At 63.2% G+C, this 23,373-nt stretch carries 24 protein-coding genes; 15 read left to right on the top strand and 9 right to left on the bottom strand.

Features of this window, described 5'->3' with window-relative positions; genetic code table 11:
* Positions 1–87: 87 nt before the first annotated feature.
* The 4 genes from ACR0AO_RS05865 (at position 88) to ACR0AO_RS05850 (ending at position 3,040) form a co-directional block, all read left to right on the top strand.
* Positions 88–972, top strand: coding sequence for a DMT family transporter (locus ACR0AO_RS05865; RefSeq protein WP_480601101.1), 885 nt, complete (start codon positions 88–90; stop codon positions 970–972).
* Between the two features lie 172 nt (positions 973–1,144).
* Positions 1,145–2,419 carry a phosphopyruvate hydratase gene (gene eno, locus ACR0AO_RS05860; RefSeq protein ID WP_480601098.1) on the top strand — a complete coding sequence of 425 codons (1,275 nt, stop codon included), beginning with the start codon at positions 1,145–1,147 and terminating at the stop codon, positions 2,417–2,419.
* 249 nt (positions 2,420–2,668) lie between these two features.
* Positions 2,669–2,827: a hypothetical protein gene (locus ACR0AO_RS05855; RefSeq protein WP_480601095.1), complete on the top strand. Its 159-nt coding sequence runs from the start codon at positions 2,669–2,671 to the stop codon at positions 2,825–2,827.
* 57 nt (positions 2,828–2,884) lie between these two features.
* On the top strand, positions 2,885–3,040 hold the full coding sequence (locus tag ACR0AO_RS05850; protein WP_480601092.1) for a hypothetical protein: 156 nt from the start codon (positions 2,885–2,887) through the stop codon (positions 3,038–3,040).
* 12 nt (positions 3,041–3,052) lie between these two features.
* On the opposite strand, the gene ACR0AO_RS05845 is transcribed toward ACR0AO_RS05850, so the two are convergent.
* The 3 genes from ACR0AO_RS05845 to mazG all read right to left on the bottom strand — a co-directional run bounded on the left by ACR0AO_RS05845 (position 3,053) and on the right by mazG (position 5,370).
* On the bottom strand, positions 3,053–3,502 hold the full coding sequence (locus tag ACR0AO_RS05845) for a GNAT family N-acetyltransferase (protein WP_480601089.1): 450 nt from the start codon (positions 3,500–3,502) through the stop codon (positions 3,053–3,055).
* The gene (locus ACR0AO_RS05840; protein ID WP_480601087.1) at positions 3,499–4,440 is read right to left on the bottom strand and encodes a nucleoside hydrolase; all 942 of its coding nucleotides are present in this window, start codon (positions 4,438–4,440) and stop codon (positions 3,499–3,501) included. Before ACR0AO_RS05840 ends, ACR0AO_RS05845 begins: the two co-directional genes overlap by 4 nt.
* 63 nt (positions 4,441–4,503) lie before the next feature.
* Positions 4,504–5,370, bottom strand: a complete 867-nt coding sequence (gene mazG, locus ACR0AO_RS05835; RefSeq protein ID WP_480601746.1) for a nucleoside triphosphate pyrophosphohydrolase — start codon at positions 5,368–5,370, stop codon at positions 4,504–4,506.
* Between the two features lie 66 nt (positions 5,371–5,436).
* Here mazG and ACR0AO_RS05830 point away from each other — a divergent pair, with 66 nt between their 5' ends.
* Genes ACR0AO_RS05830 through ACR0AO_RS05815 form a run of 4 tightly spaced genes read left to right on the top strand, consistent with a single transcriptional unit; the run spans position 5,437 to position 8,970 of the window.
* Positions 5,437–6,600: a M20 aminoacylase family protein gene (locus tag ACR0AO_RS05830; protein WP_480601085.1), complete on the top strand. Its 1,164-nt coding sequence runs from the start codon at positions 5,437–5,439 to the stop codon at positions 6,598–6,600.
* A gap of 50 nt (positions 6,601–6,650) precedes the next feature.
* Positions 6,651–7,613 (top strand): agmatinase, encoded by a 963-nt coding sequence (gene speB, locus ACR0AO_RS05825; protein ID WP_480601082.1) that lies wholly within the window; start codon positions 6,651–6,653, stop codon positions 7,611–7,613.
* On the top strand, positions 7,610–8,557 hold the full coding sequence (gene speB, locus ACR0AO_RS05820; RefSeq protein WP_480601080.1) for an agmatinase: 948 nt from the start codon (positions 7,610–7,612) through the stop codon (positions 8,555–8,557). The genes speB (ACR0AO_RS05825) and speB (ACR0AO_RS05820) overlap by 4 nt, the downstream gene beginning before the upstream one ends.
* A gap of 14 nt (positions 8,558–8,571) precedes the next feature.
* Positions 8,572–8,970: a DUF1499 domain-containing protein gene (locus tag ACR0AO_RS05815; RefSeq protein ID WP_480601078.1), complete on the top strand. Its 399-nt coding sequence runs from the start codon at positions 8,572–8,574 to the stop codon at positions 8,968–8,970.
* Here ACR0AO_RS05815 and ACR0AO_RS05810 read toward each other — a convergent pair.
* Positions 8,911–9,198: a hypothetical protein gene (locus ACR0AO_RS05810; protein WP_480601075.1), complete on the bottom strand. Its 288-nt coding sequence runs from the start codon at positions 9,196–9,198 to the stop codon at positions 8,911–8,913. The two genes, ACR0AO_RS05815 and ACR0AO_RS05810, sit on opposite strands and share 60 nt — an antisense overlap.
* A gap of 62 nt (positions 9,199–9,260) precedes the next feature.
* Here ACR0AO_RS05810 and prfA point away from each other — a divergent pair, with 62 nt between their 5' ends.
* From prfA to ACR0AO_RS05790, 4 genes are all read left to right on the top strand, one after another.
* Positions 9,261–10,316 carry a peptide chain release factor 1 gene (gene prfA, locus ACR0AO_RS05805; RefSeq protein WP_480601073.1) on the top strand — a complete coding sequence of 352 codons (1,056 nt, stop codon included), beginning with the start codon at positions 9,261–9,263 and terminating at the stop codon, positions 10,314–10,316.
* Positions 10,313–11,158 (top strand): peptide chain release factor N(5)-glutamine methyltransferase, encoded by an 846-nt coding sequence (gene prmC / locus ACR0AO_RS05800; RefSeq protein WP_480601071.1) that lies wholly within the window; start codon positions 10,313–10,315, stop codon positions 11,156–11,158. Before prfA ends, prmC begins: the two co-directional genes overlap by 4 nt.
* Before the next feature lie 335 nt (positions 11,159–11,493).
* Positions 11,494–12,105, top strand: coding sequence for a DUF4167 domain-containing protein (locus tag ACR0AO_RS05795; protein ID WP_480601068.1), 612 nt, complete (start codon positions 11,494–11,496; stop codon positions 12,103–12,105).
* Between the two features lie 187 nt (positions 12,106–12,292).
* On the top strand, positions 12,293–13,870 hold the full coding sequence (locus ACR0AO_RS05790) for a trimethylamine methyltransferase family protein (RefSeq protein WP_480601066.1): 1,578 nt from the start codon (positions 12,293–12,295) through the stop codon (positions 13,868–13,870).
* A 105-nt stretch (positions 13,871–13,975) separates the two neighbouring features.
* Here ACR0AO_RS05790 and rsmA read toward each other — a convergent pair whose 3' ends face one another.
* The 5 genes from rsmA to lptG all read right to left on the bottom strand — a co-directional run bounded on the left by rsmA (position 13,976) and on the right by lptG (position 20,369).
* Positions 13,976–14,815 (bottom strand): 16S rRNA (adenine(1518)-N(6)/adenine(1519)-N(6))-dimethyltransferase RsmA, encoded by an 840-nt coding sequence (gene rsmA, locus ACR0AO_RS05785; RefSeq protein WP_480601063.1) that lies wholly within the window; start codon positions 14,813–14,815, stop codon positions 13,976–13,978.
* Positions 14,816–14,900: 85 nt separating this feature from the next.
* The gene (gene pdxA, locus ACR0AO_RS05780; RefSeq protein ID WP_480601061.1) at positions 14,901–15,866 is read right to left on the bottom strand and encodes a 4-hydroxythreonine-4-phosphate dehydrogenase PdxA; all 966 of its coding nucleotides are present in this window, start codon (positions 15,864–15,866) and stop codon (positions 14,901–14,903) included.
* Complete coding sequence (locus ACR0AO_RS05775; RefSeq protein WP_480601059.1) at positions 15,863–17,107, bottom strand: peptidylprolyl isomerase; 1,245 nt, start codon at positions 17,105–17,107, stop codon at positions 15,863–15,865. The genes pdxA and ACR0AO_RS05775 overlap by 4 nt, the downstream gene beginning before the upstream one ends.
* Complete coding sequence (locus ACR0AO_RS05770) at positions 17,104–19,269, bottom strand: LPS-assembly protein LptD (protein WP_480601056.1); 2,166 nt, start codon at positions 19,267–19,269, stop codon at positions 17,104–17,106. The genes ACR0AO_RS05775 and ACR0AO_RS05770 overlap by 4 nt, the downstream gene beginning before the upstream one ends.
* Positions 19,269–20,369 (bottom strand): LPS export ABC transporter permease LptG, encoded by a 1,101-nt coding sequence (gene lptG, locus ACR0AO_RS05765; RefSeq protein ID WP_480601054.1) that lies wholly within the window; start codon positions 20,367–20,369, stop codon positions 19,269–19,271. Before lptG ends, ACR0AO_RS05770 begins: the two co-directional genes overlap by 1 nt.
* 217 nt (positions 20,370–20,586) lie before the next feature.
* Here lptG and ACR0AO_RS05760 point away from each other — a divergent pair, with 217 nt between their 5' ends.
* Genes ACR0AO_RS05760 through budA form a run of 3 tightly spaced genes read left to right on the top strand, consistent with a single transcriptional unit; the run spans position 20,587 to position 23,364 of the window.
* Positions 20,587–22,065, top strand: coding sequence for a leucyl aminopeptidase (locus ACR0AO_RS05760; protein ID WP_480601052.1), 1,479 nt, complete (start codon positions 20,587–20,589; stop codon positions 22,063–22,065).
* Between the two features lie 2 nt (positions 22,066–22,067).
* Positions 22,068–22,526 (top strand): DNA polymerase III subunit chi, encoded by a 459-nt coding sequence (locus ACR0AO_RS05755; RefSeq protein WP_480601050.1) that lies wholly within the window; start codon positions 22,068–22,070, stop codon positions 22,524–22,526.
* A gap of 49 nt (positions 22,527–22,575) precedes the next feature.
* On the top strand, positions 22,576–23,364 hold the full coding sequence (budA, locus tag ACR0AO_RS05750) for an acetolactate decarboxylase (RefSeq protein WP_480601048.1): 789 nt from the start codon (positions 22,576–22,578) through the stop codon (positions 23,362–23,364).
* The last annotated feature ends 9 nt before the right edge of the window (positions 23,365–23,373 follow it).

The raw sequence follows: 23,373 nt of genomic DNA, 5'->3' as shown, positions 1-23,373 counted from the left end.
GGGATTTTGCTTGCCGAGTGAACGGTCTTGCGGTTTGGGTTGCGGTATCGCGGGGCAGGTTGGCTGTCCTGCGTTCAGGGAACGCGCATGAACAACGTCAACGGTATCTTGCTGATCGTGGCCTCGATGGCCTTTTTCACGCTTGAGGACATATTCATCAAGCAGCTTTCAAGTGCCGTCGCGACAGGGCAAATCCTGATGGTTCTGGGTATATGCTGTTCCGTCATCTTTCTGGTGATGGCGGTTGCCGGGCGCAAGCGGGTGTTTCTGCGCGAGGCCTGGGCACCGCTGCCGCTGTTGCGGGCGGCATCGGAGGCGGTGGGCGCGCTGTTTTTCGTCACCGCTCTGTCGCTGGTCGATTTGTCCACGGTTGCAGCCGTGTTTCAGGTCTTGCCGCTGACCATCACCATGGGGGCGGCATTGTTCATGGGCGAACAGGTCGGCTGGCGCCGCTGGCTGGCGATTCTTGTCGGGCTGATCGGGGTGCTGATGATTATCCGGCCCGGCTTTGAGGGTTTCGAACCGAACTCGCTTTATGTGGTGGCCACTGTCATTGCCATTGCCGCACGCGATCTGATCACGAGGGTGATCGATGCGAGGGTGCCGTCGGTCGTGGTGGCGTCGCAGGCCTATCTGGGGCTGATCTTTGCCGGCGGTGCGCTGATGCTGTTCATGGGACAGCCGGTGGCGCCGCTGCAGAGCGCGCAGGTCGGGCCCTATATCGGGGCTGTGGTGTTTGGCGTGCTGGGGTATTACGGGATCGTCGCCGCGATGCGGATTGGTGAGGCGTCAGCGGTCACGCCGTTCCGCTATACGCGGCTGGTGTTTTCGATTCTCGCAGGCATGCTGGTTTTCGGAGAGCAGCCTGATTTCTGGACCCTCGCGGGGGCGTCGCTGATCATCGGATCGGGTCTGTTCACGTTTTTCCGCGAGCGCAAGCTGGCGCGCGCGCGGGCGCTGGCTCTGACCTGAAGCGCTGCCCGGCGATTTTGTCCTGGGCAGGCCGGGCAATGTTGGCGCAAACAGAGAAATGTTAGCCCTAAACGGTGGAAAATCGGTAGGTTAGCGGTAACGGGAACGGTTTACAATTCGCCCGGTGCTGATATGACGCTTGCAACTCTAGCCATCGTCAGGATCCGATTTCATGAGCACCATCATTGACATTCACGCGCGCGAAATTCTCGACAGCCGGGGCAACCCGACGGTCGAGGTGGACGTCATTCTGGAAGACGGCACCATGGGCCGTGCCGCCGTTCCCTCGGGCGCGTCGACCGGGGCCTATGAGGCGGTGGAAAAACGCGATGGCGACAAGGCACGCTATCTGGGCAAGGGCGTGCTGGAGGCCGTGGCGGCGGTGAATGGCGAGATCGCCGAGGAACTGGTCGGCTTTGACGCGACCGAGCAGGTCGCCATCGACCAGACGATGATCGAACTGGACGGGACCGACAACAAGGGCCGCCTGGGCGCAAACGCCATTCTGGGCGTGTCGCTGGCCGTGGCCAAGGCGGCGGCGGATTTCACCACGCAGCCTTTGTACCGCTATGTCGGCGGCACCTCGGCGCGGGTGCTGCCGGTGCCGATGATGAATATCATCAACGGCGGCGAACACGCCGACAACCCGATCGACATTCAGGAATTCATGATCATGCCGACTTCGGCCGCGAATATCCGCGAGGCGGTCCGCATCGGGGCAGAGGTGTTCCATACGCTGAAGAAAGAGCTGTCGGCCGCCGGTCTGGCCACCGGTGTCGGTGACGAGGGCGGTTTCGCCCCCAACATCGCCAGCACCCGCGAGGCGCTGGATTTCGTCCTGAAGTCGATCGAAAAGGCGGGCTATAAGCCGGGTGACGATATCCATCTGGCGCTCGATTGCGCCGCGACCGAATATTACAAGGACGGCAAGTACGTGCTGTCGGGCGAGGGCAAGACGCTGTCATCGGATGAAAACGTGGCCTACCTGGCGGCGCTGGTGAATGACTATCCCATCATCTCGATCGAGGATGGCATGTCCGAGGATGACTGGGACGGCTGGAAGGCGCTGACCGATGAGCTGGGCGGCAAGGTACAGCTGGTGGGCGACGACCTGTTCGTGACCAATCCGGCGCGTCTTGCCCAGGGGATCGAGCGCGGCTGTGCCAACTCGATGCTGGTCAAGGTGAACCAGATCGGGTCGCTGACCGAAACCCTGCGCGCCGTCGATATGGCCCACCGCGCGCGTTATACCAACGTTATGTCGCACCGCTCGGGCGAGACCGAGGATGCCACCATCGCCGATCTGGCGGTGGCGACCAATTGCGGTCAGATCAAGACCGGATCGCTGGCGCGGTCGGACCGGCTGGCCAAGTACAACCAGCTGATCCGCATCGAGGAAGTGCTGGGTGAGGTGGCGGAATATGCGGGGCGGTCGATTCTCCGTTGACCTGCGAGGGCGGACCGAATCCTTCGGTCCGCCGTTTTCATTGCGACAATCTGGCCGCCATCAGGCAGCTTGGCCGGGACTACCGCGCGTATTCTGACCGGCGCTGTATCCCGGGGCGGTGCCGAGATGGTGTATTTCTTTGGGAATGTTCACAAAATTCTCTCGAAAACTTGAATATGTGTGAACGAGGCTACATCTCTTTTGGGCGGGGTCCGTTTCAATGGTGCCGTGTTAACAAAAGGGGGAAGAATGTTGTTCACAAAGAAATTTCTGGTTCTGACGGTGATTTCCCTGGCTTTCCTGTCGGCCTGCACCGAGCCGGATACCTATCCGGTGACGGGCGAGAAGGCATCAGAGGGCGATTGGGTGCGGCACAATACCTGTTGCCAGTACTATGGCGGGCGCTGACCCGGCGACACCGGGTTGAAACCGTTTGCACGGGTTCGGATTTGGAAAGGGAAAGCAATGCCAATAAACAGGCAGGTTTTGGTTCTTGCGGTGATGGCCGCAGCGTTTTTGTCGGCCTGCACCGAGCCGGATACCTATCCGGTGACGGGCGAGAAGGCATCAGAGGACGATTGGGTGAGGAAGGAATACGGCAGCGTCTATTACGGGCGCTGAGATCAGGGGCGTTCAGAGCTTGCGGCTCATCAGCATGTAGGTGTCGCGCGGCGCGAATCCGGTGCGGCGATAAAGCCCCTGTGCCTTTTCGTTGTGCCGGTCCACCTCAAGATGGAGCGCTTTGAGACCCGCTGCGGCCAGCGCCTTGGGCAGTTCCAGCAATACTTCGGAGGCAATGCCGCGCCCGCGCACGGCGGGACGGATATAGATTTCGTCGACGAACCCGTCCATGCCGCCGAATTCGACCGACCAGCCGAATGTGATGATGATATAGCCCAGCGGCGCGCGGGAAGGGCCGATCAGATAGACGCAGCCATGCGGGATGCCCTGAAGCAGCGGCAACAGGGCGGCGCGGCGGTCCTCTTCGGTTCCTTGCAGGCCCACCTCGGCATGGAAAGTGGCGACCATGGCGCAGAGCCGGTCGAGATCGTCGGGGCGGGCAAGGCGGAGCGCGGCGGTCATAGCCGGGCCAGCCGCTCGGTAAGCAGGGCGAAGAAGCCGTCAGCATCGAGATCGCCCATGAAAGTGGCGTTGGCGGCGCGGTCGGTCACGCCCCACCAGTCGGCGACGGTCATGCCGCGGGTCAGGTCGGACACGGTTTCGATCTCGACATTGATATGGCGGCCTGTAAACAGCTCGGGCCGGATCAGCCAGGCAGTGACGCAGGGATCGTGCAGAGGCGCGCCGGCGGAGCCATATTTTTCCTTGTCGAAGCGTTCGAAGAAATCGGTCATTTCGGCCACCGCGATGCCGACCGGGGTGCCGAGCGCGCGGAAGGCGTCATTGCGCTGTTTGGTCACCAGCGCCTTGTGCGTGACATCGAGTGGCATGACTACGATGGGAACACCGGATTTAAACACGATATCAGCGGCTTCGGGATCGACGTAGATGTTGAATTCAGCGGCCGGAGTGATGTTGCCGACCTCGAAATACGCCCCGCCCATCAGTACGATTTCCAGCACCCGGTCCACGATGTCGGGGGCTTTTTCAAAAGCGGTGGCGATATTGGTGAGCGGGCCCAGCGGGCAGAGCGTGACGGTTCCGGGCGCCTGCGCACGCAGGGTGTCGATGATGAAATCGACGGCGTGACCTTTGGCCAGCGGCATTTGCGGGTCGGGCAGTACGGGGCCGTCGAGGCCGGTCTTGCCATGCACATGCTCGGCCGTGACCAGCGGATGCTTCAGCGGCCTGTCGCAACCCGCGTAAACCGGAACATCGGTTTTACCCGCAAGCTCGCAGACGATGCGGGCGTTCTTGGCGGTCAGTTCCAGCGGCACGTTGCCGGCAACGGCGGTGATGCCCAGCACCTCGATCTCGTCGGGGCTGGCCAGCGCCAGCAGGATGGCGACGGCGTCGTCCTGACCGGGATCGGTGTCGATGATGATCTTGCGCGCGCTCATGGTGCCTCTCTTCGGTGCCGGACGCGGGACAGTCGCAAGCGTGGTCGGCCTTGTCCAGCCGGTTTATGCCTTGCGGCGCTCCGGTGCGGGTTCGGCGCGCGGGAGTTTGCCGTTTTCGATATGCTCGGCGTGTTTGACCTCGTCCCAGAGCGCGTCCATCTCGGCCAGATCGCTTTGCTGCGGAGTTCTGCCACGTTCGGCCAGCCGCGCCTCGACCTTGGAAAAGCGGCGGGTGAACTTGGCGTTGGTGCGGCGCAGGGCGGCCTCTGGTTCGACGCCCAAATGACGGCCAAGGTTGACTATCACGAACAGCAGATCGCCGAATTCATCCTCAAGCGCGTCGGCGTCCATGCTGTCGCGGGCCTCTTCCAGTTCGGCGGCCTCTTCGGTGATTTTGGCCAGCACGTGGCTGGCGTCGGGCCAGTCGAAACCGACGCGGGCCGCGCGTTTCTGCAGCTTGTAGGCGCGCAGCAGGGCGGGCAGGTTGGCCGCCACACCGTCGAGCGCACCTTTCTGTTCCTTTCCGGCGCGTTCGGCGGCCTTGATCGCCTCCCAGTCGCGGGTCTGCTGCTCGGCGGATTTGTCGCGGGATTCGTCACCGAACACGTGCGGGTGGCGGGCGACCATCTTGTCGGACATGGTGCGCACCACATCCTGAAAGTCGAAATGGCCCGCCTCTTCGGCCATGCGGGCGTGAAATACCGACTGGAACAGCAGATCGCCCAGTTCGCCTTTCAACTCGTCCCAGGCCTGACGCTCGATCGCGTCGGCGACCTCGTAAGCCTCTTCGATGGTATAGGGGGCGATCGTGGCGAAGTCCTGTTCAATGTCCCACGGGCAGCCGGATTGGGGGTCGCGCAGGCGGCGCATGATCTCGACAAGCCGTTCGATCCCGGCATTCGAATCGTTGATCAGCGGATTTTCAGCCATTGCGAAGCCTTTCGTTCCCATGTCAGATGCATCCATCCCGCAGCTTGCAACTGGAGTCCACCCTTTATGCCCGTCGTGAACCGTATTGCCGAGTTTGCCGCCGACATGACCGCGTGGCGCAAACACCTGCACGCCAACCCGGAACTGGGTTTGGATTGCCCGGAGACGGCGGCGTTTGTGGTCGAGAGGCTGCGCGAATTCGCGGTGGACGAGATCCATGAGGGTATTGCGCGAACCGGGGTGGTCGCGATCATCAATGGCGCGGAACCGGGGCCGACCATCGGGTTGCGCGCCGATATGGACGCGCTGCCGATCACCGAGGCGACGGGAGTGGATTATGCCTCGCAATATCCGGGGAAAATGCACGCCTGCGGTCACGACGGGCACACAACAATGTTGCTGGGGGCCGCGCGGTATCTGGCGGAGACCCGCAGATTCGCGGGCCGCGTTGCGCTGATTTTTCAGCCCGCCGAAGAGACCGGCGGCGGCGCCGGAGTGATGGTGGACGAGGGCGTGATGGATCGGTTCGACATCGCCGAGGTCTATGCGCTGCACAACGCGCCGGGTAACGAGGCAGGGTCGTTCTATACCAACCCGGGGCCGATCATGGCGGCGGTCGATACGTTTCACATCCATATTCAGGGCAGGGGCGGCCATGGCGCCATGCCGCATGAAACCCGTGATCCGGTGATGGCGGCCTGCGGCATCGCGCAGGCGATCCAGACCATCGTGAGTCGCAACCACTATGCGTTCGACGATCTGGTAATCTCGGTCACGCAGATCCATACCGGCACGGTGGACAATGTGATTCCGGATACCGCCTATATCAACGGCACCGTTCGCACCTTTGACCCGAAGGTGCAGACGATGGTGAGGGAGCGGATGGCGCAGATCGTGCGGGGACAAGCGGACTCGTACGGGGTGGAGGCCGAATTGGAATATGAAGTCGGCTATCCCGCCACTATCAATGATGAGGAAAAGACGCTGTTTGCCGTCGAGGTTGCCCGAGACGTGGCTGGATACGGCCGCGTTGTCGCGCAGGGCGGGCGCGAGATGGGGGCCGAGGATTTTTCCTATATGCTGCAGGCGCGGCCGGGGGCGTATCTGTTCCTGGGTCAGGGCGACAGCGCCGGCCTGCACCATCCGAAATTCGACTTTAACGACGAGATCGCGCCGGTGGGTGCGTCCTTCTTTGCGAGACTGGTAGAGAGGGCGCTGCCGGTGGCTTGACGTTTTCGCGCGTCGCCACACCACCGGGAACCCGAGAGAGGACCAAGAAAGTGGCTCTGGAAGATGCAAAAAACCAGGTGGACGAGGCGTTCACCGAACGGGAACTCAAGGGGCTGGCCTTTGAGAACACCTTTGGCGGGGCGGTGTCGTTCCTGCGGCGGTTTTACACCAAGAACCTGACCGGGGTGGATATTGCGGTCACCGGCATTCCGTTTGACCAGGCGGTGACCAACCGGCCCGGCACCCGGCTGGGGCCGCGGGCCATCCGCGAGGCGAGCACGCTGCAATCCACCGACGAGCCCTTTGGCTGGCCCTTTGCCGCGCTGAGCGAACTGGCCATTGTCGACTATGGCGATCTGGCCTTCGACTATGCGGATGTGCCAAGCTTTCCCGGCCGCCTGACGGATCACATCCGCACCATCCTGGCGGCGGATGTGGCCTCGGTCGCGCTGGGGGGCGATCACTATATCAGCTTTCCGATCCTCAAGGCCTATGCCGAGAAATACGGGCCGATGTCGCTGATTCAGTTCGATGCCCATACCGACACCTGGCCGGACGACAATATGGACAGGGTCGATCACGGCACCATGTTCTACAAGGCGGTGAAGTCGGGGATCGTCGATCCGAAAACTTCCGTTCAGATCGGTATCCGTACCACCAACGAGGATACGCTGGGCGTTAACATCATCGATGCGCGCGAGGTGTACGAGGCCGGGCCGGCGGCGGTGGCGCGAAAAACCAAAGCGATCGTCGGCGACCGCCCGGTCTATCTGAGCTTCGATATCGACGGGCTGGACCCGGCTTTCGCACCAGGCACCGGCACGCCGGTCTGGGGTGGGCTGAGTTCGATCCAGGCCCAGATCATCCTGCGCGATCTGGCCGGGATCAACATAAAGGGGGGCGATGTGGTCGAAGTGTCGCCGCCGTTCGACACCTCAGGCGCCACGGCGATTGCCGGGGCGCATGTGGCGACGCAGATAATCTGCCTGCTGGGTTGGAACAAGTTGACATGAACCAGCTCAACCAACCGATCAGCGGCAATGATCTGGCGCGGTTTTCCGGGCCGAATACGTTTATGCGGCTGCCACAGGCGGCGTCGCTGGAGGGGCTGGACGTGGCTGTTTTGGGGGTGCCGATGGATATTGGCACCTCTTGGCGGTCGGGCACGCGGTTCGGGCCAAAGCAGATCCGCGCGGAAAGCGCGATGATCCGGCCCTACAACATGGCGACCGGGGCGGCGCCGTTCGATAGTCTGCAGATTGCCGATATCGGCGATCTGGCGATCAACACGTTTTCGCTGGCCGAAAGCCTGAAGATCATCAAGACCAACTATGACGGCATTCTGGCCAGCGGCGTGATTCCGGTGGCGATGGGGGGCGATCATTCGATCACCCTGCCGATCCTGCGCGCGGTTGCAGCAAAACACGGGCCCGTGGCGCTGGTGCATGTGGATGCTCATGCGGATGTGAATGACGAGATGTTTGGCGAGCGCGAGACCCATGGCACCGTGTTCCGCCGTGCTTATGAAGAGGGGCTGATACAGCCCGACAGGACATATCAGATCGGCATTCGCGGCTCGGGCTACGCGGCCACGGATTTCACCGAGGCGCAGGATTGGGGATTCCGGCATTTCCCGGCCGAGGATCTGTGGCATCGCAGCCTTGCGTCGATGGCCGCCGAGATTTGCCGCGATATCGGGGATCGCCCGGTCTACGTGAGCTATGACATCGACAGCCTCGACCCGGCCTACGCGCCCGGTACCGGCACGCCCGAGATCGGCGGGCTGACCACGCCGCAGGCGTTGGAGCTGATCCGCGCGCTCAGGGGGTTGAATATCGTGGGTTGCGATCTGGTCGAGGTCTCGCCGCCCTACGATCCGTCCGGCAACACGGCGCTGACGGGCGCCAACCTGCTGTACGAGTTGATCTGTGTGCTGCCGGGCGTTGCCGCGCGATAGTCATGAGGCCGAGGGTGGTGGTTTTCTGGCTGGTGGCCGTCGCGGTTTCAGGGCTTGGATATATCCGTCTTGCGCCCTCGGACATTTCGGTGTGGCATGTGGAGCCGGTTGGGGAGGCCGACAAGACATACAAGACCGGGGTGTTTCGCGTTGTCGAGGCGGGGCCTGACGGTCTGGCGCGTCTGGATGCCATTGCGCAGGCGACGCCGCGCACGCGTGTTCTGGCCGGATCGGTAGAGGAGAGAATGATCACCTATGTCACGCGCACGAAAGTGTTCGGGTTTCCGGATTACACCACGGCGCTGCAGGATGGCGAGACCCTGCGCATCCACGCCCGGCTGCGGTTCGGAGGTTCAGATCTTGGGGTAAACCAGAAGCGGGTTGAAGCGTGGCTTGGTCTGTTGCAGCCGTGACGACAGACACCCTTCGGACACTTCGCGCCACATCGGCACGTTCAGCGACATCTGGCATTGCGCCATGAACATGCGGCCGTCGACCTGCAGACAGATCATCTCGCCCAGTTCGACGCGGCTGCCCTGACTGTCGGTGCAATAGCAGTCCTGCACTCTGCCACCGGGTCCGACGACATCGGCCCCTGCAGGTGCGGCCAGCAGGCCAAGCAGGATCGCAAGGCGTTTCATGACCCGAGTTTAGCACGGCATGAGCACTTGACCAGAGGCTTCGGATAATAGACACCGCTGCAATGATCCCCGAAGAACGACTGGAACAGATCACTCAACGATTTCAATACCTCGAAGCCGCCATGGCAGATGGCGCTTCGGGCGGTAAAATCGCTGTGCTGGCCAAGGAATATTCCGATCTCAAGCCGGTGGTTGACCAGATCATGGCATGGCGGCAACTGGTGGTCGATCTGGCCGAGGCCGAGGCGATGCTGGCAGATCCGGACATGAAGGAACTGGCGGAAGAGGAAATTCCGCTGCTTCAGGCCCGAATCCCCGAGGCCGAGCATGCGCTGCAGCTGGCGCTGCTGCCCAGGGACGAGGCCGATGCGCGGCCCGCGATTCTGGAAATCCGTCCCGGAACCGGTGGCGACGAGGCGGCGCTGTTTGCTGGTGATCTGCTGCGCATGTACCAGCGCTATGCCGAGGGGCGCGGCTGGTCGCTGGAGATCATCGAAGAGCAGGCATCCGATCTGGGCGGCATCAAGGAGGTTGTGGCCCATATCAAGGGTGACAATGTCTTTGCGCGGCTGAAATACGAATCCGGCGTGCACCGGGTGCAGCGGGTGCCGGAAACGGAAAGCGGCGGGCGCATTCACACCTCGGCGGCGACAGTGGCGGTGCTGCCCGAGGCCGAGGATGTGGACATCCAGATCGATGCGAATGACCTGCGCATCGACACCATGCGCAGTTCCGGCGCGGGTGGGCAGCATGTGAACACCACCGATTCGGCGGTGCGGATCACTCACCTGCCATCCGGCATCGTGGTGACCAGTTCCGAGAAATCGCAGCACCGCAACCGCGAGATCGCGATGCAGGTGCTGAAGACGCGGCTCTACGATCTGGAGCGGCAGCGCATCGACAGCGAACGCTCGGCCAATCGGGCCAGTCAGGTGGGTTCGGGCGACCGGTCCGAACGCATCCGCACCTACAATTTCCCGCAGGGCCGGATGACCGATCACCGGATCAACCTGACGCTCTACAAGCTGGATCAGGTGATGCAGGGCGATCTGGACGAGGTGATCGATGCATTGACCGCCGACGATCAAGCGCGGCTGCTGGCGGAGATGGCGCAGTGACCGGGGCGCAGACAGCGGCGCAGGCCATGGTGGCCGCCACGGCGCGACTGCGGGCGGCGGGGGTGGCCGACCCGGCCCGGGATGCGCGTCTGCTTCTGGCCCATGCGGCGCGGATCGAGGCCAGCCGGGTGACGCTGATCGCGCCTGACGAACTGTCTCCGGAAATCTCGGAGCGGTACGAGCAGCTGGTCTCGCTGCGCGCCATCCGGGTGCCTGTGTCGCATCTGCTGGGTGAGCGCGAATTCTATGGTCGCCGCTTCCGCGTCAGCCGCGACGTTCTGGACCCGCGCCCGGAAACCGAAACCCTGATCGAGGTGGCGCTGAGCCAGCCGTTCGATCACCTGTTGGATCTGGGGGTCGGTTCGGGTTGTATTCTGGTCACGTTGCTGGCCGAACGCCCCAGTGCGACCGGGGTCGGTGTCGATCTGAGCGCGGCGGCCTGTTTGCAGGCCAGCGCCAACGCGGTGATGCATCGGGTGCAGGATCGGGCCGGGATTTATCAGTCCGACTGGTTCGCGGATGTGGAAGGAAAATTCGACCTGATCGTCTCGAACCCGCCCTACATCGCGCTGGACGAGATGGCGGGGCTGTCAGATGAGGTGCGCGAACACGAACCCCGTCTGGCGCTGACAGACGAGGGCGACGGGTTGGGGGCCTATCGGCGCATAGCGGCGGGCGCCCCCGATTTTCTGATGCCGAAGGGGCGCATTCTGGTTGAAATCGGCCCGACACAGGCGCGGCAGGTCCGGGCGTTGTTCGATGCGGCCGGGTTGGCAGATATCCGTGTGATTCCCGATCTCGATGGGCGCGACCGTGTCATCGTGGCCCGTTCGCCGGTCTGATCGGTCGGGCGGACGGAATCGGCCTTGGCCGCCTGTTGCCTTCGATCAGGGCGCAAAATCGCAGTTTTGTTTCACAAAGAACCAAAGTTGCGCCTGATGTGGCAAAAAAGGCTGAAAAATGCCGGTCAATGTAAAAAAGCTGCGAATTTCGGCGATCCCCTCTTGTCTGCGCCGTCAGGACGTGTTTACTCAGAGATGTTGATGAGGTTGACGCTAGTTCAGCGCGCCTCCGGCAATAAGCCCAAAAAAGTCGACTTCCCGTCACATTGAAAGGCCCAGGAAGGCCGTAGGTTACGGGTTGATCGACAGCGAAGTACAAGGCTGACGTTAGATAAATGAGATCTTCCAAATCCCGCTCGCGGGCGAAGAATAACCGCAACCGTCCTACCGGCGGAAACGTTGTCAATCGGGTGTTCGACAGTTCCGGACCCGAAGGCAAGGTGCGCGGCACACCGCAGCAGATCATCGACAAGTACAACCAGCTTGCCCGAGATGCGCAGCTTGGCAATGACCGGGTTGCGGCCGAAAACTTTCAGCAGCATGCCGAGCATTACCTGCGGATGTTGAGCGAGGCGCAGCGCGAGATCGACGCGCGCCGCGAGGAACAGGAGCGGCAGAACCGCGAGCGTCAGGCCGAACGCGACCGCGAGCGTGCCGAGCGCCAGGAACGTGAAGCCGCCGCGCAGGCCGCCGATCCGGCCCAGACGCCGCAGCCGGACGTTCTGGATCTGAGCGAGGCCGGAAGTGGCGACGACCACGGGCTGGTTGAAACTCCGGAAAGCAAGCCCAGGGCCAAGAAGGCGGACAAGGCTGACGCAGAGGCCGAGCCGAAGCCCAAGAAAGCACCGCGCCGCCCGCGCGCCAAGAAAAAGCCCGAAGAGGCGGCGCCGGCTGAGGCGAGCGACCCCTCGCCGGGCGATGGCGGACCGGCGGAAGCCGCCGAGTAAGACGATCCATTGAAGTGGAATTACGCCGCTCCGGTTTGGGGCGGCGTTTCGTTTTGGTGCCGGCGAATGACAGGAATTGACGGTTGGGATCTATGTTCCTAATCTGAAACCGCTCAAGTCGGCAGGCAGTGAGTTTAATCGGTGTGTGCCATAACGCCCTGGAACCTCCATTTTTCGGGATAATGTTATGGAAACAGATGTAAGAACCCCCACCCGTCGCAATCGTCGCCGGTCCACGCCGGCGCCGGAAATCAAGGCCCCTGGTGCTTTTCTGCAATCGCCTGTGTCCCTGTCGGGGACGCGATTCGGCTTTCTGAGCGCGGCCGAGATCGAGGTCATGCGCGCGCGCAGTCTCGATCTCTTGGCCGATTATGGCGTCGTCGTCATTCACCCACGGGCGCGCGAGGCGCTGCTGGCGGCGGGCGCGACACCGGGCCGGGATGCTGACCGGCTGCGCTTTCCGCGCGAACTGGTCGAAGAGGCGCTGGCCGCCGCACCGCGCGCGTTCACATTGGCCGGAAAGACCCGCGAACTGGATTTGCCAATCCCGCGCACCGACGGCGGTTTCATCATGCGCACCGGCACGGGGGCACATGGCTATGTCGACCCGCGCGATGCGGGCTATCGCAACCTCGACCTCGAGGCGGTGCGCGAGATGGCCGCTGTTGCCAGCGGGCTGGATCAGATCGGTTTCATCGCCCATCCCTTTGTGCATGGTGTGCCCGAGGTGACCTCGGACGTGCATTCCTTTGCCGAGATGGTGTCGCACACGAACAAGCATTGCTGGATGCAGCCCTATGGCAAGGAAAACATCGAATTCCTGCTGAAGATCGCGGCGATCGCGGCAGGTGGAGAGGAGGCGCTGCGCAAGCATCCGATCACCTCTGTCATCACCTGCTCGTTTTCGCCCCTGGAATTCAAATACATGGATACCGAGGTGATCCTGCAGGCTGGTGCGCTGGGGCTGCCGCTGCATGCCTGCTCGCTGCCGTCGGCGGGCGGCACTGCGCCGCTGACCTCGGCAGGACTGGTGCTGATGGCAGCGGCAGAGATTTTGTCGATGCTGACCGTGGCGCACGTGCTGGTGCCGGGAACGCCGGTGATCGCGGTGCCGCTGATGTTCACGCTGGACATGCGGACCGGGTCGGCGCTGCAATCGTGCCCGGAATCGATTCAGGCGGCCTCGATGGCGGTACAGCTGATGCGGTACGGGTTCGACCTGCCGACCCACACCTACGGGTCGGGATCGGACACGCCGGACGCGGATCATCAGTCGATGGCAGAGCGCGCGCTGATCACCCAGACGGTGGCGACCTCGGGCGCGGATATTCTGGGCGGTGTGGGGCAGTTGGAATGCGCCACCGTATTCAGCCCGGTGCAGGCGGTGCTGGACAACGAGATCGGCGCGATGGTGCGTAAATTCATGCAGCCGGTCGAGATCAGCGAGGAAAGTCTCAACTGGGATGAGATGCTGAAGGTGCGCGCGGGCGGGCATTTTCTGGACAGCACCCACACGCTGGCGCTGTGCCGGGATCAGCACCAACCAGATGTGTTCCTGCGGCAGGGGCGCGACGATTACGAAAAATCGGGCCGCCGCACCGCGTTCGAGGCGGCGCGGGATAAGGCGCTGTCGCTGATCTCAGGCGCCCCCGAAGGTGGTGTGTTGAGCGCGGAGCAGCGCCGTGAGATCGCCGGGGTGGTCGCCGCGGCAGATCGGTTCATCGTGGATGCGGTGCATCACGGGGGCGGCACGCAGGTGATCTGAGCCTATAGCACTTCGCGAAATACCTGAATCACTCAACGCTGTCTGAAATCAAAAATTTCAACGCGTTGAGTGACAACCGGTGTTTCAAGCTTTTCGCGGAATGCCCTATTTCGCAATTTCCCGTGCCAGCGCGCAGAACGCCTCGATCGGAACCTGCTCGGCGCGTTCGGTGGGCTGAATACCCGCGGCCAGCAAGCGATCCTCGATATCGGGGGCCACGCCTCTGAGCGAGGCGCGCAGCATCTTGCGGCGCTGGTTGAAGGCGGCGGCCACAACGCGCGACAATGTGGCGGCGTCGGCGGGATAACGCGGTTCGGGCAGGGCGGTCAGATGCACGACGGCGCTGGACACCTTGGGCGGCGGTGTGAACGCGCCGGGCGGCAGCGACATGGCGATGCGCGCCTCGCAGCGCCATTGCGCCAGAATGGCGAGGCGTCCGTAAGCCTTGCCACCGGGCTGCGCGACGATGCGCTCGGCCACCTCGCGCTGGAACATCAGGGTCAGGCTTTGCCAGAAGGGCGGCCATTCGGGCGGCGTCAGCCAGCGTACCAGCAGCTCGGTGCCGACATTGTAGGGCAGGTTGGCGGCGATGCGGATCGGCGGGGCCAGGTGTTGTGACGGATCAATCTCGAGCGCGTCGCCGTTGATGATTTGCAACCGACCGGGATAGGCGACGGCGATTTCCTCAAGCGCGGCGATGCAGCGGGTGTCTTTTTCCACCGCGACGACCTTGCGCGCGCCTTGCGCCAGCAGGCCACGGGTCAGGCCACCGGGGCCGGGGCCGATTTCCAGCACGTCGCATTCGCTCAGATCTCCGGCCTGGCGCGCAATCTTGGCGGTCAGGTTCAGATCCAGCAGAAAGTTCTGCCCCAGCGATTTGCGTGCCGAGAGCTGGTGGGTCGCGATGACCTCGCGCAGCGGAGGGAGGGTGTCGATTGCGCTCATGTTCCGGTTACCGTGGCGCGAAAGGATGGGGCAGCGCCAGAAGTTTTTTTGCCTCCGGCGGGGATATTTTCAGCCAGGTGAAGGATCAAGGGTTTCGTGCCATGCGTTGGGCAAGTTTCAAGGCCTCGATCAGGCTGGACGGGTTGGCGATGCCTTGCCCCGCGATGTCGAAGGCGGTGCCGTGATCGGGAGAGGTGCGGATGAAGGGCAGGCCCAGCGTTACGTTCACACCTCGGTCGAAATCCAGCGTCTTGATCGGAATCAGGGCCTGATCGTGATACATGGCAATGGCCGCGTCATAGCGGGCACGGGCGGCGGCGTGAAACATGGTGTCGGCGGGGTGCGGGCCGGTCAGGGTCATGTCTTGCGATTGAAGTTCGGCAAGCAGGGGCGCGATCCACTCCAGTTCCTCGCGGCCCATGGCACCGCCTTCACCGGCGTGAGGATTGAGACCGGCAATGGCGATCCGGGGATGCGCGATACCGAATTGGACGCGCAGCCCTTGCGCGGTTATCGCTATGGTGTCGCGCAGCAGATCGGGCGTCAGGCGTTTGGGTACGTCCGCAAGGGCGATGTGGATGGTCGCGGGCACTACGCGAAGCTGGTCGCTGGCGAGCATCATTACCACGCGTTCTTTACCGGCCAGCGCGGCGAGAAACTCGGTGTGACCTGGATGGGCGAAGCCTGCGCCGTCGATCAGCGCCTTTTTGTGGATCGGTGCGGTGCAGAGGGCGGAAGCGGCACCGGATTGCACCAGCACAACTGCCTGTTTGATGGCCGCAATCACGCCCGGGGCATTGGCCGGGTCCGGTTGGCCGGGCCGGGCCGGGGCGGCGAAAGGCAGGGGCAATACGGGCAATGCAGTGGAGGCCACCCCGGCGGCTTCGGCCGGCGCCGTGATTTCGGCGACAGGAGTTCCGGCGGGCAGGTGCGACGGATCGCCGATCCAGAAAAAAGGACACGCGCCACGCAGCCGATCCCAGGCTTTGGCGGCGATTTCGGGCCCGATGCCGGAGGGATCACCGCAGCTCAGGGCAATCGGCGCGGTCATTGCTCGACGACATGGGCGTCGGCGCGCAACTGTTCCAGCAGGCTGTCGGCAAACGCCTGCAGGCGTTGCTGGGCCAGCGCGTTGGCGACATCCTGGCGGGATACGTTCTCGCCCAGATCGCGGGTTCGATTGCACAGCATCAGGAACACCAGCGTTTGCCCGTTGTTCCGAGTCAGGGCCGTCGAGCTTTCTCCGGGGTCGAGGCGGGCCAGTTCCAGCGCGATGTCGCGCGGAATTTCGGACGGGCTGGCGGAGACGCGGTCGAGCACTTCGGCCGGCTGACCCTTGGCCCTGGCGTATAGGTCGTCGCAGGTGTCGACGCTTTCGCGAAGCTCGGCCGCTGCACTGAGAGCGTCGGGGCTGCGCCCGCCCGGCAGGTAATAGGCGGCATAGTCGATCTTGGCATAGCTCGGTGCGCCACTGGCCGCCTCGCGGATGCCGCGCATCTGAAACAGGGCGACGGCGTTGGGCAAGGTCACCGGTTCGGTGATGTCGCCGGGATTGAGCGCAAGAATCACCGGTTGCATCGCCGGTGGCAGATTGTTCAGCGACAGCCAGTCCAGCCGCCCGCCATTGTTGCGGGTTTCCGCTGCTGAGTATTGCGTTGCGGCGGCGGAAAAGGCGTCATAGCTGTCAAGCTGCGAGATCTGCAGCGCCAGCTCCTCGGCCTGGGCAAGGGTCTGCTGATTGACCGGGATGATGATCTCGGACAGCAGAACCTGAAGGCCGCCGCCGCTGGACTGGCCCATGGCGCGGTCGATCTCGTCATCGCTGGGGCGCGCGCGAGAGATGTAGCGGGCGCTGATATAGTCGCGCCATTCAAGCTGATTCCGAACGAAGTCACGCACGGTTTCGGGTGCGATGCCCTGATCGCCCAGAAGTTTCAGGAATTCATCGGCGGACAACTGGCCGCGTGCCGCGAATTCGTCGATGCCGACCTGCACATCTTCGGGAGCGATTTCGATCCCGGCGTCCCGGACGGCCTGCCGCCGCAACCGGTCGTCGATCAGGGTCTTGCGCACCTCGTCCTCGGACGATCCGGGAATGCCCAAGGTTTCCATGAACCGCATCCGCTGGTCCAGTTCGTACCAGGTCACCACATCCTGATTGACCTTGATGGCAGGCGCAAACAGGCTTTGCGCGGACAGGTCCGAAGGCAGCAGCACCGCCGCGGCCACCAGCGCCGGCAGGATCGGTTTCAGCCAGCGCTTCAGGGGTTGTGTCGGAATACTCGTCTTCAAGTGCATGTTCGCCTGTATTTCTTGTTTCCGCCTTCAACCGCATAGCCAGTCAGGGCAACGGTAAACCCGAAATCGGTCGTGGGCTCAATACTCGATGTTTCGGTGAAGCGCCGCCTGACGGAGAAGTTAACGGTTACACATTCATTCTGATAGGCCAAGCCGAACCCCGCATTGATCGCGCGCGAGTCGTTGATGTCATAGCGGATATCGGCCCGGGTGGTCCAGTTCCGCGACACCAGATAGCGACCATTGAGCCAGATCTCGGAGACCGCCTGATCACGGTCTTCCTGCGGATCGCGGCCCAGCCAGACATAGGTGCCGCTAAGCCCGCCGCGTTCGGCGAGCCAATTGCCGCGCAGTTCCACCTTGTCGAAATTGATCTCGCCGTTCAGCAATGCCCGGCCGGTTACCGACCAGCCATCATCGGATCTGATCTGACCGGCCATCAGCAGGTCGGAGGTGACGCCGTCCAGGCCCGAGGTTTTGGAAAAACGCGGATCCGCGGGGTCGCGGAACACCGCGCCGAGGGTTGCAAAGGTCTGCCAGCCCTGCGGGTGGTACATCGACCAGTTCAGGCCAAGGACGCCGGTGGTGGCGTTTTCGCGCTGATCGTCGGCGGGAAAGCGGGACAGTGACAGCAGGTTGCCCTGATCGAACTCGACGAACTGGCTTTCGTCATTCGGCACATCGCTGTCTGATACATTGGTCCATCCGACCTGGGCGATCGGTTCGAGGTAATGGGTGACGCCGGTGGCGGTGACCTGCGACATCGGATAACGCAGGGTAAAGGCGGTGCGCGGGGTGATGCGGGTCACTTCGCTGGGGAAGGTGTCGTCGTCCCAGACGCGGAATTCATCCGCCGCCGCACCGATCTGCCAGTCGGCGCGCAGGCCATTGCGGAAAACCCACGACCGCAGCCATTCGGCATCCAGCGTCGCGCTCGCCACGTCCCGCCCGACGATGTTCTCGGTGCTGGTTCTTTGATGCCCGTGGCCGTTCAAGGACAATCGCACTTCGCCTCCGATCATGGCGGGAAAGAAGCGCCGCTGATAGTTCACATCGAAGATGCGCGAGGGGATTTCATCCTGATCCTCGCTTTCGCGCAAAGTCTTGTAGTGAATGAAACCAACCCGAAAGGCGGTGTCCCGCATGATCTTTTCCAGCGCCACTTCGCTGCGCAGGCGGTCCAGGTCCGGCAGGCCGTAATCGGCCAGATAGGCATCGTCGGACACCGCCTTGAGATCGAAGGTCAGGCGATAGCCGTTCCAGACCGAAAAGGCGCCGCCGGCAAAGATGTAACCGCGGTCTTCGTCAGGAATCAGATCGTCATCGGTATGCGCGCCCTCGATCACGATCCGCCCGTTTTTGAAAGCCTGGCGGTAACGATATTCCAGCGTGCGGGTGCGCGGCGACAGGTACGGCGTCAGCGTCAGGTCCCGGTGATCGCCAAGCTTGAAGAAATACGGCACCTTGACGCCGGTTTCGAGCTGCGAGGTGGAGCGGATCGAGGGGACCAGAAAGCCGGTCGCCCTTTCCAGCGTCGGGTCAGGCAGGCGCAGCGCCGGAAAGTAGAAGACCGGCACGTCGAGAATGCGAAGCTGGGCGTTTTCGAAATAGAGTTGTCGTTCCAGCTGGTCATGCGTGATCTTTTGCGCTCGGATCTGCCACAACGGCGGCCTGCCGTCCTCGCAGACCTGGCAGGAGGTGGCGGAGGTCTTGTAAAGCTGGGTGTACCGCCCGCCGACACGGGTCATCTGAGCCGCGGCAAGCTGGACCTGCTGCTCGAAAACCATGCGGGCGCCCTGCAACAGGCCGTTCTGCATGCCGTCATCCAGTTCGGCGGCGTCGGCAAGGATGGTGACCGAACCGCCCTGATCGATGCGGATGGGGCCTTCGATGGAAAGCTGACCGGTGGCGCGGTCGAAGGTGATCTTGCGGGCCCGCAGGCGCACCTCGCCCTGATAGGCTTCGACATTGCCTTCGGCGACAAGCTGCCGGTCGGCGGTGATGAACACCTGATCGGCCACCAGCAGCGCGGGTTCCGCCGGGGGCTGGGGCGTGGCCTGATCAAATCCCGGCCCGTCGCTGGTTTGCGCCAGGCCGGAATGCCCCGGGCAAAGCAGGATCAAGCCGGCAATCACGGCCGGGAGGATGTGCCGCATCAGCCGTCCTCCGCGTGCAGCAACAGGCCGATGGACAGCATGATCGCGGCGATTGGCGGGGCCCAGGCCGCAAGCAGAACCGGAAGCTGGCCGTTTTGTCCCAGAATCTGCGCGAAGTTGCGAACGAAATAGAGTGCAAAGCCCAGCAGGACGGCCGTGAGCACCGCGACGCCGGTGCCGCCGAAGCGGACATGGCGCATGGTGAACACCGCGCCCACCAGCACCATCGAGATCAGAAACAGCGGGCGCGCCAGTTGGGCATGCAACCACACTTCGTATTGCTTGGTCGAAAATCCGGCCTGGCGCAGGTCGCGGATCAGCTGCGGCAGGTCATAGATCGATATCGTGTCCTGTTGTCCCAGCGTGTCGAGAATGCGGTCCTGGGTCAGAGTTGTGGAGATTTCGAGCCGTTCGTGAACCGCGGCGTTGGCTTCGGGATTGAGCCCGGAGATGAGGGGCCAGGCCTTGGCGTTTTCCAGAACCCAGGCCCGGTCGCCCAGCCTTGCACTGTCGGCCACGATCTGGCGCACCGGAACACCATCCCTGGAATAGGTCAGAATGGTGACCTCAAGCAGGCTGAATCCGCTCTGGGTGTCGGTTCCGGTCGCGTGGATCACCGATTGTCCGGTTTCGGAGCCCTGCCGCAGCCACAGGCCCTCGCCGCTGATCGACAGCGCCGAGGTGCCGTCGCTGCGATACCCCTCGGCCAGGCGCTGGTATTTTTCGGCGGTAGCGGCGACGATCGGGTTCAGCATGGCCACCGACAGCCCGCCGATGATCAGGGCGACAAAAACCGGCGCCGCCAGTGCGCGGATACCGGATCGCCCAATGGCACGGGTCACCACCAGTTCCGAACTGCGCGCCAGGCCGATGAACAGAACGATGGTCGAAAGGATCATCAGCAGCGGCAGCATCTCGTTGATGGCGGCGGGTGTGTTGAGCAGGGTGAGCTGAAGAAGCCGCCCGAAGCTCAGCCCGTAGTCTTCGAACCGGCGCACCTGTTCGATCAAGTCGATCAGCATGATCAGCGTCAGGAATACCGCCCCGATGAACAGGAAACTTTGCAGGAAGCGGCGGGCGAAATAGCGGTCTAGGATCACGGGCCCGCCTCCGCCATTGGAATCAGATAAAGGACGCCAAAACAGCAAATCAAGCGCGACAGCATATGTCTGCTGTATCGAGTCACTGCGATCCCCCCGGAGCCTGCCAGTCGTTTTCCGGGGACCATAGTCGAATTGAATGCCGGGGAAAACTGCTATCTGGTCAACCGGCCCGTTGCGCGGTACCTCTGGGCGGAATGTTGTTGAGGAGCGTGAAATGAGCAGTCCGACCCCGATCCGTTTTCAGCCCATCGATCTGGATGCGATGGCCGAGGCCGAAGGCCGTGTTGTGGTCGTTGTGCCGCCCGAGGGTAAGATGAGCCCGGCGGTGAGGCGCGCCAACCGGCTGACCAGGGGTGCGGTGGTGCGGCTGATCGAAAGCGAGCGTTTCGAAAAAGCCAAACCGGGTCAGGTGATCCCGCTGGCCTGGCCCACCGGCATGAAGGCAGAGGCGCTGGATGTGCTGGTGCTGCCGCGTCGGGCGGAGGCCGATCAGGCCCGCAAGGCGGGTGCCGATCTGGCCAAGACGGCGGGCGGCAAGCCGCTGCTGGTGATGGCGGGCAATCAGGCGCGCATCGAGGAACTGGCGATGGGGATTGCGTTGCGCGGCTACAGCTTTGACGCGCACAAGTCGGACGATCCGGAAAATCCGAAGATGCAGGGCGACGTCACCATTTGCCACGGCAAGCCAGACGAGGCCGAGGCGTCTTTCGCGCCGCTGCGGGCGGTGGCCGAGGGCGTTCACATGACGCGCGATCTGATCAACGAACCGGCGAATGTGCTGACCACCACCGAGTTCGCCGATCGCCTGAAGGAGATGGAGGCGCTGGGGCTGGAGGTCGAGATTTTGGAAGAGGATCGGCTGGCCGAACTGGGCATGCGCACGCTGCTGAGCGTGGGGCGGGGCTCGGACAGCCCCTCGAAAGTGGTGGTGATGCAGTGGAAGGGCGGCGACAAGGATGACGCGCCGCTGGCGCTGGTCGGCAAGGGCGTGGTGTTCGACACCGGCGGCATCTCGCTGAAACCCGCGGGCGGGATGGAAGAGATGACTATGGACATGGGCGGCGCCGGTGTGGTTGCGGGCACGATGCGCGCGCTGGCGTTGCGCAAAGCGAAAGCCAATGTTGTCGGGCTGGTGGGGCTGGTCGAGAACATGCCTTCGGGCAACGCTACGCGACCCGGCGACGTGGTTCGCTCGATGAAGGGCGATACGGTCGAGATCATCAACACCGATGCCGAGGGCCGTTTGGTTCTGTGCGATGTGATGTGGTACGCGCAGGAGCGGTTCCAGCCGGTGGGGATGATCGATCTGGCGACCCTGACCGGGGCCATCATCATCGGGCTGGGGCATGAGAATGCCGGTGTGTTTTCCAACAACGACATGCTGTGCAACGCCTTTCTCAAGGCCGCGCAGGCCGAGGATGAGGGCGCATGGCGGATGCCGCTGGGCAAAAGCTATGACGAGATGCTCAAGTCGCGTATCGCCGACATGAAGAACGTTGGCGGCCGGCCCGCGGGCTCGATCACGGCGGCGCAGTTCCTGCAACGCTTCGTCAAAGAAGAAACGCCCTGGATCCACCTCGATATTGCCGGGGTGGCGTCGGTATCGAAAGACACGTCCTATGCCCCCAAGGGCGCGACCGGCTGGGGAGTGCGGGCGCTCAACCGGCTGGTGCAGGATCATTTCGAGCAATAGTCATGGGGGCCGCCTATTTCTATCACCTGACCCACCGCCCGCTGGAGCAGACCTTGCCGGTGTTGCTTGACAAGGCGCGTCAGGCCGGGTGGCGGATCGCGGTGCGCGGCACCGACAAGGGGCGGCTTGAGTGGCTGGACGAGAAACTGTGGCTGGGACCGGAGGAGGCGTTCCTGCCGCATGGCGTGGCGGGCGGGCCGCATGATGCGATGCAGCCCGTTCTGCTGACGGCCTCGACCGAGGCTGCGAATGCCCCGAATTGCGTGATGGCGATTGACGGGGCGGCGGTTGACCCCGCCGAGGTGGCGGCACTGGACCGGGTCTGTATCCTGTTCGACGGCACCGATCCGCAGGCGGTGCAGCGGGCGCGGGAGCAATGGAAGGCGCTGACCGGGGCGGGATGCACGGCGCAGTACTGGTCCGAGGAGTCCGGGCGGTGGGAGAAAAAGGCCGAAGCCTAGCGGTGGATTTCCTGTTAGGCTGGCACCCGGACCAACAGAAGGTGTGCCGATGCCGCAGGACAAGGAACTGACATTCGCATCCGCCGTCGCGGCCCATCATGCCGAAAGCGCCTTCAGGTCGCACGACCATCTGCACGAATACTATCAGGCCTCGCTGCTGAGCGCGGTGATGCAGGGTGTCTATGACGGCGAATTGACCGTGGGAGAGTTGCTGCGGCACGGCGATTTCGGCCTTGGCACCTTCAATGCGCTGGACGGCGAGATGATCGTGCATGACGGCGTGGCCTATCGGCTGACCGATGACGGCAGGGCCGCCGTCGCGCCCGTTGATGCGCGAACGCCTTATGCCGCGGTTCTGCCATTTGAGCCGGACGTGACGCTCGATGTTGCGAAGCCGGTTGGAAAGGCGGATTTCGAGGCCGGGCTGGACGAGATCGCGCAGTCCCGCAACCTGTTCTATGCGGTGCGGTTCACGGGGCGGATCGGGCATATCAGATACCGCAACGTCTCGCGCCAGACACCGCCCTATCCTCCGCTGCTGGAAGTGGTCAAAACCCAGGCCGAGTTCGAGTTGCGGGATGCATCCGGCACGATCCTGGGATTTCGCTGTCCCGACTATGCGGTAGGGATCGGCGTGCCGGGGTATCACCTGCATTTCATTTCAGAGGATTTGCGGACTGGCGGTCATGTGCTGGACTATTCCCTGGAGTCGGGGCGGTTGGAGATTGACCATACCGCCTCGCTGCATCTGGAACTGCCGGCAACCGGTTCGTTCCTTGAGACCGATCTTGCGCCCGGTTCAGAAGCGGCGGCGATCAGGAAGGCCGAGGGGGAATGATCCGGCGTC

The sequence above is a fragment of the Ruegeria sp. AF8 genome, from assembly GCF_056541825.1.
The sequence above is the reverse complement of the archived record's forward strand: the minus strand, read 5'-3'. Positions and strand labels throughout refer to the sequence as shown.